This is a genomic window from Ruegeria sp. YKSD179, assembly GCF_059612885.1.
The window spans coordinates 1-11,402 of record NZ_JBXWRL010000080.1; the positions used below are offsets into that span (position 1 = coordinate 1).

17 protein-coding genes, 3 tRNA genes and 1 pseudogene are annotated in these 11,402 nt (G+C 52.9%); 8 read left to right on the top strand and 13 right to left on the bottom strand.

What is annotated here, in order from left to right; translation table 11 throughout:
* A pseudogene (locus tag AC2FNE_RS23115) lies at positions 1–291 on the top strand (hypothetical protein); the annotation flags it as partial.
* 188 nt (positions 292–479) lie between these two features.
* Here AC2FNE_RS23115 and AC2FNE_RS23120 read toward each other — a convergent pair.
* Positions 480–563: transfer RNA gene (locus AC2FNE_RS23120), tRNA-Tyr, on the bottom strand.
* 115 nt (positions 564–678) lie between these two features.
* On the opposite strand from AC2FNE_RS23120, the gene rlmB reads away from it, so the two are divergent.
* From rlmB to AC2FNE_RS23140, 4 genes are all read left to right on the top strand, one after another.
* Positions 679–1,452: a 23S rRNA (guanosine(2251)-2'-O)-methyltransferase RlmB gene (gene rlmB, locus AC2FNE_RS23125; RefSeq protein ID WP_496806400.1), complete on the top strand. Its 774-nt coding sequence runs from the start codon at positions 679–681 to the stop codon at positions 1,450–1,452.
* 12 nt (positions 1,453–1,464) lie between these two features.
* Entirely contained in the window at positions 1,465–1,737 is a 273-nt protein-coding gene (locus AC2FNE_RS23130) for a hypothetical protein (RefSeq protein ID WP_170479041.1), read from the top strand.
* A 104-nt stretch (positions 1,738–1,841) separates the two neighbouring features.
* Positions 1,842–2,294 carry a YHS domain-containing (seleno)protein gene (locus AC2FNE_RS23135; protein ID WP_254442631.1) on the top strand — a complete coding sequence of 151 codons (453 nt, stop codon included), beginning with the start codon at positions 1,842–1,844 and terminating at the stop codon, positions 2,292–2,294.
* A 198-nt stretch (positions 2,295–2,492) separates the two neighbouring features.
* On the top strand, positions 2,493–2,963 hold the full coding sequence (locus tag AC2FNE_RS23140) for a CoA-binding protein (RefSeq protein ID WP_170478795.1): 471 nt from the start codon (positions 2,493–2,495) through the stop codon (positions 2,961–2,963).
* Between the two features lie 4 nt (positions 2,964–2,967).
* Here the strand turns inward: AC2FNE_RS23140 and AC2FNE_RS23145 are convergent, their stop codons facing one another.
* From AC2FNE_RS23145 to hisF, 3 genes are all read right to left on the bottom strand, one after another.
* A complete protein-coding gene (locus AC2FNE_RS23145; RefSeq protein WP_170608121.1) occupies positions 2,968–3,543 on the bottom strand; it encodes a hypothetical protein in 576 nt (191 codons plus the stop codon).
* An 85-nt stretch (positions 3,544–3,628) separates the two neighbouring features.
* The gene (locus tag AC2FNE_RS23150) at positions 3,629–3,946 is read right to left on the bottom strand and encodes a phosphoribosyl-ATP diphosphatase (protein ID WP_496806401.1); all 318 of its coding nucleotides are present in this window, start codon (positions 3,944–3,946) and stop codon (positions 3,629–3,631) included.
* Positions 3,943–4,704: an imidazole glycerol phosphate synthase subunit HisF gene (hisF, locus tag AC2FNE_RS23155; protein ID WP_496806402.1), complete on the bottom strand. Its 762-nt coding sequence runs from the start codon at positions 4,702–4,704 to the stop codon at positions 3,943–3,945. The genes AC2FNE_RS23150 and hisF overlap by 4 nt, the downstream gene beginning before the upstream one ends.
* Positions 4,705–4,822: 118 nt before the next feature.
* Here hisF and AC2FNE_RS23160 point away from each other — a divergent pair, with 118 nt between their 5' ends.
* Entirely contained in the window at positions 4,823–5,269 is a 447-nt protein-coding gene (locus AC2FNE_RS23160; RefSeq protein WP_496806403.1) for a DUF302 domain-containing protein, read from the top strand.
* A 144-nt stretch (positions 5,270–5,413) separates the two neighbouring features.
* On the opposite strand, the gene AC2FNE_RS23165 is transcribed toward AC2FNE_RS23160, so the two are convergent.
* Together AC2FNE_RS23165 and hisA are read right to left on the bottom strand one after the other, a co-directional pair.
* Entirely contained in the window at positions 5,414–5,653 is a 240-nt protein-coding gene (locus AC2FNE_RS23165) for a DUF2867 domain-containing protein (RefSeq protein ID WP_367648205.1), read from the bottom strand.
* Positions 5,654–5,749: 96 nt separating this feature from the next.
* Positions 5,750–6,472, bottom strand: a complete 723-nt coding sequence (gene hisA / locus AC2FNE_RS23170; RefSeq protein WP_170608113.1) for a 1-(5-phosphoribosyl)-5-[(5-phosphoribosylamino)methylideneamino]imidazole-4-carboxamide isomerase — start codon at positions 6,470–6,472, stop codon at positions 5,750–5,752.
* A 134-nt stretch (positions 6,473–6,606) separates the two neighbouring features.
* On the opposite strand from hisA, the gene AC2FNE_RS23175 reads away from it, so the two are divergent.
* Positions 6,607–7,008 (top strand): DUF2147 domain-containing protein, encoded by a 402-nt coding sequence (locus AC2FNE_RS23175; protein ID WP_496806404.1) that lies wholly within the window; start codon positions 6,607–6,609, stop codon positions 7,006–7,008.
* Positions 7,009–7,012: 4 nt separating this feature from the next.
* Here the strand turns inward: AC2FNE_RS23175 and hisH are convergent, their stop codons facing one another.
* A complete protein-coding gene (gene hisH / locus AC2FNE_RS23180) occupies positions 7,013–7,651 on the bottom strand; it encodes an imidazole glycerol phosphate synthase subunit HisH (RefSeq protein WP_170478805.1) in 639 nt (212 codons plus the stop codon).
* Positions 7,652–8,239, bottom strand: coding sequence for an imidazoleglycerol-phosphate dehydratase HisB (hisB, locus tag AC2FNE_RS23185; protein WP_170608111.1), 588 nt, complete (start codon positions 8,237–8,239; stop codon positions 7,652–7,654).
* A gap of 153 nt (positions 8,240–8,392) precedes the next feature.
* On the opposite strand from hisB, the gene AC2FNE_RS23190 reads away from it, so the two are divergent.
* Positions 8,393–8,632: an Lrp/AsnC family transcriptional regulator gene (locus tag AC2FNE_RS23190; protein ID WP_170608109.1), complete on the top strand. Its 240-nt coding sequence runs from the start codon at positions 8,393–8,395 to the stop codon at positions 8,630–8,632.
* Here AC2FNE_RS23190 and AC2FNE_RS23195 read toward each other — a convergent pair.
* The 5 genes from AC2FNE_RS23195 to AC2FNE_RS23215 form a co-directional block, all read right to left on the bottom strand.
* Positions 8,629–9,495: a GNAT family N-acetyltransferase gene (locus AC2FNE_RS23195; RefSeq protein WP_496806405.1), complete on the bottom strand. Its 867-nt coding sequence runs from the start codon at positions 9,493–9,495 to the stop codon at positions 8,629–8,631. The two genes, AC2FNE_RS23190 and AC2FNE_RS23195, sit on opposite strands and share 4 nt — an antisense overlap.
* A gap of 79 nt (positions 9,496–9,574) precedes the next feature.
* Positions 9,575–9,649: transfer RNA gene (locus AC2FNE_RS23200), tRNA-Gly, on the bottom strand.
* Positions 9,650–9,683: 34 nt separating this feature from the next.
* Positions 9,684–9,758 (bottom strand) — tRNA-Gly (locus AC2FNE_RS23205).
* 324 nt (positions 9,759–10,082) lie between these two features.
* A complete protein-coding gene (locus AC2FNE_RS23210) occupies positions 10,083–10,466 on the bottom strand; it encodes an MAPEG family protein (protein WP_170608106.1) in 384 nt (127 codons plus the stop codon).
* Between the two features lie 75 nt (positions 10,467–10,541).
* Positions 10,542–11,402: biotin/lipoyl-containing protein (locus tag AC2FNE_RS23215; protein ID WP_496806406.1), on the bottom strand; the 861-nt coding region annotated here is incomplete at its 5' end.

Consider the following 11,402-nt stretch of genomic DNA (forward strand, 5'->3'; position numbering starts at 1 on the left):
ACATCTCCTCGCCTTCAGCTCGTTGCCTCGGGCGCAAGATGCGGAATTTTACTCCGCGACAGTCAGATTATCCGACCGATTCTGCTGTCCAGTTTCTCTCCGGGATTCTCAGTACGCCCTGGTACTGTCAGTCGCATCCTGCCGCTCGCCTGGCTTGCCCCAGACATTGCCAAGGCAATCTTGGAAGGGCACCAGCCCTCAGCTCTCACTGCCAGGCACCTGCGTGGAATCTCCCATCTCCCGTTGGATTGGGAAGATCAGCGCCGGATTCTCGGCTTCCCCAGAACCTGAAAAGCAGGGCCTTCCGGGCCAAGATATCACGCGGAATTCGCCTCCAGAGACATTCACCAGGTTGTCGACGAATTGCCCGGACACAGAGACGATACCGGCACACTCGACAGCCTCAATGCCCTGCAGGGCGCTGAAATATAAAGACATTATCTTGCGCACAAATATCAGATTGTTCTCTGAGGTGAGAATGGTGGGCGACCCTGGAATCGAACCAGGCGTGCGTCTCCGCGAGGGAGTTACAGTCCCCTGCCACACCTTGCGGCCTGTCGCCCACGATCAGGCGTTGCACCTGACGTGGAGGCGTGATTACTAGCGCGCCTAAGAAGCGTCAACAGGAAAATTCCGCTGAGACGCATGAAACGTATTTCCCGGCCCGGAGGCCCAGAAATGAAGAAACCCAAATGGGTAGTCGAGAAGGAACAGGCACGAAAGGCCGCCGCCTCAGAAACTGTCTGGTTGTTCGGATTGCACGCCGTGCGTGATGCCCTAATGAATCCAAAGCGCCAGAAACTGCGCCTGATCGTGACTCGGAACGCGCGGGACAAGCTGACTGAGGCAATTGCGATCGCCGGCATCGATGCAGAAATGGCTGATCCTCGCAAGTTCACTGCGCCGATTGATCCGGCATCGGTACATCAAGGTGCGGCACTCGAAGTTAAACCCTTGGATTGGGGAGGGCTGGCTGAAAACTGTATTGGCCAAGAAACCCCCCGGGTATTGCTATTGGATCGTGTAACAGACCCGCACAATGTCGGCGCAATATTGCGTTCAGCCGAAGTGCTGGGGGCCAGCGCTGTTATCGGGACGCGTCACCATTCTGCTCCTGAAACGGGGGCGTTGGCGAAAACTGCCAGTGGAGCGTTAGAGCGGCAACCCTACTTACGGGTACGCAACCTTGCTGACGCAATTGTGGAATTGCAGGAAATGGGTTTTTTTGTGTTGGGGTTAGACGGAGAAGCCGAACAGACAATCGAGGCGGCCTTGGAAGGAAAACGCGACCTTCCCATCGCGCTTGTATTAGGTGCCGAGGGGCCGGGCCTGAGGCAAAAAACAAAAGAGACCGTCGACCAATTGGTCAAAATTGACGCGGCCGGTGGTTTTGGATCATTGAATGTCTCAAATGCCGCCGCAATTTCCCTATATACGTCGTTAAACGGTTAATAGGAGGCCGCCATTTCCGCTCCTCATAAAATTGCTACCTGCTGCTATTGCGGTACCCGAGCTGCCCTTGTGCTGCGAGGCAAGAAACAGCATGAGCTGAGCTGCGCCAGCTGCGGCGCGCCTTTGCACGACTTAAAGATGATGCCTAAAGCCAAACTAGCGAAAGCTTCGACGCGACAGGATCTTCAAAAGAAAGGGCATCGAAAGCCTAAGAAAAAGAAAAAGGGCCTGTTTTCGCGGGTGCTGGATGAAGCTTGGGATGTGATCGAGGATGTCTTCGACTAACTCTCCAAGTTGGCACAGATGTTCACAACCCTGTCAGGTGGGGTTTCGGTAAGTTCGTAATGCAGGCATGTTAGAGCCTTCAATAAGAAGCCTAAGATTTGCATATGCTGCCACGAAGAGTTTTTCTTGCCGGAATGTTTTGCTCGATAATTACACCCATGGTGCGGGCTAAAACTCTTCCTATGTTTTTTGCCGGTAACGGATACGCTGTATCGGGCTATGATGCCGTGTCCTATTTCCGGACTTCCGGACCGGTTATCGGGCAAAAGCGGTTTTCGCTGATGTGGAAAGGCGCTGAATGGCGTTTTGATTCTTTGGTAAATCTTGACCGTTTTGAGCGCAATCCTCGTGCTTTTGCGCCTCAATATGGCGGGTATTGCGCCTATGCCATGGCCAAGGGAGAATTGCTGAGTTCTGACCCGAAAGCTTGGAAAATCATTGATGGCCGCTTGTATCTGACTCACTCTGCCAAGGTTGAAAAAGTTTGGGCAAAGAATGTAGGAAGGTATATCCGCCAGGCTGACCAACACTGGCCCGCCGTCCTGTATCAGGGGTAGGCGTTTTTTCGCCATTCGCGGCTTGTCATCACAAAAATGCGCGCGCCCTCTTTTTTTTACTAAACTCGTGCTTAAATGTCACAGTGACCGCGGAACGGAACTGCCGCGGGTCATTTCACTGTCCCTCGTTCCAACAACTAGCGCTCAGGAACCTCCTGAGCGCTTTTTTCTTGAAATGGCAACGCGTAGTGTCTTGGTATGACAAATTATTCCGATGAGTTTTTAAAACGGGTCCTGCAACGCACAAAAACCATAGCTATGGTCGGTGTTTCGATGAACCCGGTTCGGCCGAGTTACTACGTAGCGCGGTATCTATCGCTAAAAGGTTACACAGTAATTCCGGTAAACCCAGGCCATGCGGGAAAGAAACTATTCGGTCAAACAGTGCAAGGGGCATTGTCGGACATATCTCAGCCTGTAGACATGGTGGACATTTTTCGGAGGTCCGAAGCAGTCCCGCCTATTGTGGACGAGGCGCTGGCCTGCTTCCAACATTTAAGAACGATCTGGATGCAAATTGGTATTAGTCACCCAGAAGCTGCGGATACAGCTCGCGAACGTGGGGTCGATGTTATTATGAACCACTGTCCCAAAATTGAATATCAACGACTGTTCGGGGAACTTCGAATGGGTGGGTTCGCAACCGGCGTGATCTCTTCGAAACTATAAACTTTTACTCAATGACCAGCGGCGCAAGTCGGGCTACTTGGTCCAGCCGCCGTTTTTCCAGTACAACTTCGCGTGGCACCCATTCGTAGCGGGAGTCTTCTGCCAGAGGAGCCCAGAATAATTCTCCCCCATAACGCCAGGGGTCCAAGATGACCCCTTGGTACATCGAGTCTCCCCTACGACTGATGATTGCTGTGCTGTGATCTATTCGGAACGGGTTATCCGCATTTGCGATAGCGCGATGCATTGTCAGCGTCTCAAAGTTTTCCTGCCTGAGGCGCCTTTCGATATCCTCGGCCCAGTGCCAGCACAGACCACGGGGACGTAGGCCTTTGTTAACTTTGGCGTTATGAATGAGAGGCGGATCAGTGATCTGATATTCCTGCGCAAGCTGAGCAGTATAGGCGTAGGCGACTCTGGCCGCGCGTTGTGCTTCCTGCGGATCAATTTCAGGCCCAAGCGCCTGAATCTCGATGGCAAGCTTTTGCACATCGCCTTCATTGGCCGGACGAGGCGTAGAACATGCGGTAAGGGCCAGCAATGCAAGCATTGTCAGCACATGGGCAAGAGGTTTGATCATTCCCTCGTCCTTTGATCTGTCCTGTGTTTCGGGCGCTTAGGATCGGCACTATAAGACGTTAAGTTGATTGACGAAACCCGGCACGTTACCGCTGCGATCGAGACGCTCTTTCCGTAACTCCGCTGGTGCCTTGTCGGCGGCTCAGTTCAGCCAAAACGTCGTCCAGTGAAACATCCCGCGACGCAAGCATAACCAACAAATGATACAACACGTCCGCAGCTTCACTAGTTAGATTATCACGGTCGCCTTTGATGGCTTCGATGATGGCTTCGATCGCCTCTTCACCGAATTTCCCGGCGCATTTTTCAGGCCCTTTCGCCAGAAGTTGTGCTGTCCAGCTTGATTTGGGGTCAGCGCCTTTTCGCGCCTCGATGGTCGCGGCCAAATCGTTAAGAATGCTCATTTCAGCCTCATTGGTATGCCTGCGGCGGCCATGTATTCTTTGGCTTCCCGTATTGTATTTTCCCCGAAATGAAAGATCGAGGCTGCCAATACCGCGCTCGCCCGACCCTTGGTGACGCCCTCCACAAGATGATCCAGATTGCCGACGCCGCCTGAGGCGATCACTGGTATATCAACTGCGTCGGAAATGGCGCGCGTCAAAGGCAGATTGAACCCGGACTTAGTGCCGTCGCGATCCATGGAAGTCAGCAGGATTTCTCCTGCTCCCTTGGCCGCTACCTCTTTGGCGAATGCGACAGCGTCAATACCCGTCGGCTTGCGTCCGCCATGGGTGAATATTTCCCACTTGCCCGGGCCGACTGTCTTGGCATCAATGGCACAGACAATGCATTGGCTGCCAAACTGGTCCGTGGCCTCTGCAATCACGTCGGGATTTGCTACTGCGGCCGAATTAAAACTAACCTTATCGGCACCCGCGAGCAGCAGGGCCCTCACGTCTTCCTTGGTCCGTACACCGCCACCGACTGTTAGTGGCACAAAACACTGTTCAGCAGTTTGTCGTACCACGTCGAACATTGTGCCCCTGTTTTCATGAGTGGCGTGGATATCCAGAAAACAGATTTCGTCTGCGCCCGCAGCATCATAAGCTTTGGCTGACTCCACCGGATCGCCCGCATCGCGCAAGCCGACGAAGTTGACACCCTTGACTACTCGGCCGTCTGCGACATCGAGACAAGGGATGATACGTGTTTTCAGCATGTCTGCGTCCTTTGCTGGCGCACCAATAACGGCAAAGCCTCGCCGATGCCAGACTTGTGATTGTAGATTGGCTAAGACCTGTGAAATTTTGAGTAAATTTTAGCGAAAGGATAACAAAATGCGCAGTGTGATTTTGGCTGTTTTTCTGACGTTGGGGAATGCAGTAACGGCCCTTGCTGACGACATCAAAAAGGTTGGCACAGACAAGTCTGTAACCGAGGCGATGGACGCCCTTGAAGCAGCCGTGAATAACGCTGGCGCCACGGTGTTTGCCCGGGTGGATCATGCTGCAGGAGCGGAAAAAGTCGGAATGTCGATTCCTGCCAACCAAGTTTTGATTTTCGGCAATCCGGCGCTTGGGACACCAGCGATGCAGATCGACCTGGGTGCCGGATTGTTTCTGCCTCTCAAGGTTCAGGTATATGAGGATGCTAACGGTCAGGTATGGTTGGCGTATGAGGACCCAAAGGAAACCATGGACGAATTCGATGAAGTAGAGAAATCACCGATTATAGACAAAATGCGTGGTGCGTTAGCTAAGCTAACTTCTGCTGCCGCTGGATAGGTTATCGCCACCTAAATGCTGACTTTGCTTACGTGCGCGAGAGCGTTTCGGGCGATTATGATGTGAAAAGACATGATCGCTGCCAAGTAAAATTGTCTGCCAAAGTTATGTCGGTGAACCCAAGTGGACAAAGAGACGCGGCCATTATGTGAAACAAACGGAAACCCGAAAATCCAAATGGCGGTCGTCAAATCCTGCGGTCACCTCGGTTTCATAAGCACGTTCCACTGGAAAATTTCCCAGCTTGTCTCGGGCTTCCGACCCAGTTCTGCTGATGCCGAAAGGGTCTACCAGAACGCTCCGCAAGCGTACCAGCGCTGTCACCCATGCTGGAAAAGCGGTGGTTTTTCCTGCGGCCCTACGAGTTGGCAGTTCGGATGCCACACAAAAGAAGTCCAGACATTTCCAGACTTAAATCGTTCGTGAAGCATACTTTGTGAAGGTAACGGTGACCGTTTGACGTTTTCGTCGAACAGGGAACTATTCTTTGAGCGTCTTCAGGGCATCTTTCAAATCAATTGCTCCATCATAGAGCGCACGGCCGGAAATGGCACCATTCAGACCTGCGCCGCAATCCCGCAGCGCGATGAGGTCAGAAATCGAAGAAACGCCTCCGGACGCGATAACGGGAATTTCCACTGAGTTTGCAAGTTGAGCTGTGGCTTCGATATTCGGGCCCTGCATCGCACCGTCTCGGTTGATGTCTGTGTATATTATCGCCGCCACACCTGCGTCTTCAAAGCTACGGGCCAAGTCCGTAACCTTTACGTTGGTTTCCTCGGCCCAGCCCTTGGTGGCGACAAACCCGTTGCGAGCGTCGATGCCGACAGCGACTTTGCCCGGAAACGCCGCTGCGGCTTCGTGCACCAGTTCGGGGTTCTCGACCGCCGCCGTTCCCAGAATGACCCGGGCCAAACCTTTGTCTATCCAGGTTTCGATCGTGGTCATGTCCCTGATTCCACCCCCTAACTGAGCTGGAACCCCGCAATTCTTCAGGATTTCTTCGACCGGGGCGGCGTTTACCGGTTCGCCCGCAAAGGCGCCGTTCAGGTCAACCAGATGCAGCCATTCACAACCCGCATCGACGAATGCACTGGCCTGTTCTACCGGATCTTCGTTAAACACGGTGGCCTTGTCCATTTCACCGCGCAGCAGTCGAACGGCGTTACCGTCTTTTAGGTCGATAGCGGGGTAGAGGATCATGGTAGGCAGCCCTATATTGAACTTGTTCGCGTGGGATATCGCACATGCTGGGCAGGGGATGCAACGCGACGCTAAGTCAATCTTGCTCATGGGGTTTCAGCAGGCCAGAGTGGCCACAAAACAGGGAGAATATCATGAAGACGTTCAAGCTTGCGGCGGCTTTTGCCGTATTGGCCACTGGTGCATTCGCGGCTGACCCGGTTGATGGATTGCGGAAAACCGCTCCGGGTGACACCGGAGGGTATTTGCACGTATCCATCGCCGAATGCGGCAGCGCTATTTGCGGCACGATCGACACGGCATTCGATGCAGATGGCAACGAGCAACTCGATTATGAAAATCTGGGTAAACAGATCATTTGGGATATGATCCCTGAGGGAGACGGCAGTTACAATGGCGGCAAGATATGGGCGCCGGATCGAGACAAGACATATAATTCGAAAATGTCGCTGGATGGACAAAACAAGCTGACCGTAAAGGGATGCGTTGCCGGAGGCCTTGTCTGCCGCGGGCAGAACTGGACACGGGTTCAATAGCTTTTCACGGAGCCCAAGTCAGAAAGTTGCCAATCATTCGTAAACCTATGTCCTGACTTTTTTCAGGGTGGAACTGCATGCCAATCATAGTGTCTCGGCCGACAACAGCCGTGACCTGCTGGCCATAATCGACGTATGCCAAACGCTGCGCCGGATTGGTAACGCGGAAATGATAGGAATGCACAAAATAGACGTGATCGCCTGAGGTTACCCCCGCAAATACTGGGTGCCCGCTTTCCAGTGTCAGATCGTTCCAGCCCATATGAGGAACTTTCAACGCCGGATCCGAGGGTTCGATTCGTACGACATCGCCTGCGATCCAGCCCAGACCATCCGTTTCACTGTATTCATGACCAGTTGTCGCCATCAATTGCATGCCGACGCATATACCCAGAAATGGTCTACCTTTTTGTTCTACGGCCTCGACCATCGCATCATAGATGCCTTTGTGCCCCCTTAGCTCGGCTGCGCAAGCTGGAAAAGCCCCGTCTCCGGGCAAAACCAAACGGTCTGCTCGTGCAACGACGTCTGCGTCCGAAGTCACGACCACTTCACCAGCGTTTACCTCTTGGGCCATACGCTGGAATGCCTTTTCGGCGGAGTGAAGGTTGCCGCTTTCGTAGTCAATTATAGCAGTCAGCATTCAAAGTGCGCCCTTGGTCGACGGAATCTCATCGGCCTTGCGCGGGTCTGTTTCAACCGCTTCTCGTAACGCGCGCGCAACAGCCTTAAACGCTGCCTCGGCGATGTGGTGACTATTAAATCCGTGCAACTGGTCAATGTGCAGGGTAATGCCGCCGTGGGTGCTGAATGCCTGAAAGAATTCGCGCACCAATTCAGTATCAAACGATCCGATCTTGGGGGTGGGCAAATCGATGTTCCAGATCAGGAAAGGCCGGCCTGATAGATCCAACGCGCATCGTACTTGGGCGTCATCCATCGGTAAGTGGCACGCTCCGTAACGGCGTATCCCCTTCTTATCGCCCAACGCCTGCGTCAACGCCAGACCCAAGGCGATTCCTGTATCTTCGACCGTGTGATGGTCGTCGATGTGATAATCACCCTTGGCTTTTACCGTCATATCGATCAACGAATGGCGCGCCAATTGGTCCAGCATATGGTCGAAAAAACCAACACCGGTTTGGTTTTCATAATCGCCGGTTCCGTCGAGGTTGATTTCGACAGAGATATCCGTCTCGGCTGTACTGCGGCTTATTTTTGCGCTGCGCATGGGTGAGTTCCTTTTACTACAGACGCGCTTATAGACAGGGTTGGCCAGGGTTTCAAAGACCAGCTGCACCAATCACTGCAAACTGTTGCAGGGGATTGCCTATGTAAGCCCACCGTGTCAGCCTGACTTAACAACAATCATCAGGGCCAAATCATGTCCACGTGCGTTTTCATCCAAATCCGCTGTAAACCCGGCACTACCTACAAAGTCGCAGAAGAAATCGCGCTTCGGGAAATTCACTCGGAACTGTACTCGACAAGCGGTGAATATGATTTGCTGTTGAAACTTTACATTCCCGAGAATGAGGATGTTGGCCATTTTATCGACGAAAACCTGTTGGTAATTCCGAATATCGAACGGTCACTGACCACAATGACGTTCAAGGCGTTCTAACCCAATTCGAACGTGGTGACGCCGTAGACACGTTCCAGTTCGATATCAGGTTCGTGATCGGAATACATTCTTGCGGTTTCGAACACTTTTTCCAGGCCTAGTTCTGATGCCAAAGCAAAGGCTGCAGCGTTAGGTTGCGGCATATCGATGAAAATTTCGTGTTCCCGATGGTCATCAGGAATATCCGTTATAACCGACGCAAGAAGTAGCTGCGCAATCTCGGTATTGTCGGCGAACAAGGGGCCTATTTTGTACCCCGTCTGGCAAGGCCGTAAAGTTACGTACCCTTTCAGAACACCGTTTTCCGTATAGCTACGAGAAACATGACTGGCTGCATTCAACCAGTCCCGCAAAAACAACTCTCGCGAGGCTGGAAAGAGCGCCCGGTCATAACTTAATAGTTCATCCGTCGCACTAGTCAGCTCTGCCAGCTGGGGGGACGACGCTTGCCCAAGCTTGTCCAGAATCTCACGTTTCGTACCCGCGAAACGGTAGTTGTTATAGGCAAAGCGGAATCCTGATTTGCGGTAGTTTTCCTGCTGTTCAACCACGCCATCCAATCCCATGTTTCGCCCCTTGCAATGGGCTAGAGCATGCTGCGCAATCTCAAGGCCGTGGCCGTGGTGGCGAAACTCTGGGCGGACGATGTAGAAACCCAAGAATGCAAATTTGTCATCGTAATTCACGGCGGACACAGAAGAAATCATCTCGCCGTCGAGAAAACCCCCAAGAAACCCATCGGGGTCTGTCGGGTGGAAGCATTCGGCGTCATGTTTGCCTGGGTTCCATCCCTCTCGTCCAGCCCAATCAACTGCGTGCTGAACTTCGGTGAGTTTAAGTGGGCGAATGATGTAATCCGACATTAGACAATTCCGACACAACTTAATCTGAAACCAGAATGGCGCATAGCGGGCGCAAGAACCAGTGTTCAGAATTTGTATCTGGAGCGGGCGAGGCGATTCGAACGCCCGACCCTAACCTTGGCAAGGTTATGCTCTACCCCTGAGCTACGCCCGCGTCAGATACTGTCGATGACCTGTCGGTCTCTCAATGGAGCGGGCGAGGCGATTCGAACGCCCGACCCTAACCTTGGCAAGGTTATGCTCTACCCCTGAGCTACGCCCGCGCCGTTGAGTGAGCCGTGAAGTATTAATTCTGACGCAAAGCTGCAAGGGGAAAAACGCAGAAAGCGAAAAAATCTTTGCGACGGAAACCGCGTTTTCATGCGTTCAAATAGAAAATCTGCGTAGATTATAGCGGGTGGGTCAATCTATGGTGCAGTTCGAGAATGCAAAGATCATGGTGCTGGCAGTGCTTCTTTTTCCGGCAACGACGATCAACTGTTTTGACGGGGAAGGCGTTCTGAGCTTGGACAAATCCTCGACTTTGACCAATCGAAACCATAGCCATAGTGCCGCTATAACGGAATCCGTCGCCCCGCCAATTCTGATCACAGCGCCAGGATAATGTTTGCTACGGCTGAAATCAAAATGGCGGCAAATGTAAGCAGCATTCCGATTTGTCGAAACACAACAATCTGCGGAGTCTTTCCAAAGCCGTACGCGTGCAACACGCGTCCTGCCAGCAAGGTCAGCCCCAACAGATTGACCAACAAACCGCCGCCGCCTTGCAGTTCGACCATAGCAACGAGCAGAAGTGCATATGGGGCGTATTCAGCGCAATTTGAATGCGTTCGCATCGCCTTGAGCACTGCCTTGTCGCCCCCATCACCGACTGAAACCCGCCCTCGTCGGCGTTGACGGATGACGTTAGCGCTAAGCCAAACGAAAAGAATGGCAATCAATGCGGCGTAAATCGGTGTAATGGCAAGCATGGCAGCTCCAGGGTTTCAAAAAAATGGTCGCGTAATTTAATGCGCGACCACACAAACCTTACGATAAAATTCGGATTAATCCAGTTCGATCAGTAGATCCTTGGCATCAATCTGACCACCGGGTTGAACGTGAACTGATTTTACCACGGCGTCGCGTTCCGCGTGGATGCCGGTCTCCATCTTCATGGCCTCGATGGTTAGCAGCAGGTCGCCTTCTTTGACTTCTTGTCCTGGATTTACGGCAACTGTGGCAACAACACCCGGCATCGGAGCGCCAATATGATTGGCATTGCCAAGCTCAGCCTTCGGACGCTGTGCAGTAGTTGCTTTCACCAACCGGTTAGGTACCCGAACGACGCGGGGTTGCCCGTTGAGCTCGAAGAACACCCGGACTTCGCCATTTTCATCCGTCTCACCGATTGCCTGACAGCGGATTTCCAATGTTTTGCCCGGGTCGATTTCGGCCGTGATTTCCTCACCCGGCTCCATTCCATAAAAGAACGTGCGCGTCGGCAGCGTGCGAACTGGGCCATAGCTGCGATGGCGACCCATGTAATCCAAAAACACTTTTGGATACATCAAATAGCCATTCAGGTCTTCGTCATCGACCTCCATTCCTTCCAATTGCTTTGAAAGATCAGCCCGCGTCGCTTCAAGATCAATGGCTTCGACATGCTTTCCCGGTCTTTCAGTATTCGGAGCCTCATCCTTCAGCACCTTCTTGACGATTATGTCCGGGAACCCGTTGGGAGGCTGGCCCAGATTACCGCGCATCATGTCCACCACAGATTCGGGGAAGGCCACGTCCGTCTCAGGATCCTCCACCTGCGCCCGTGTCAGGCCTTGACTGACCATCATCAGCGCCATGTCACCGACGACCTTGGAAGACGGTGTTACCTTGACGATATCGCCGAACATCCGGTTCACGTCGGCATA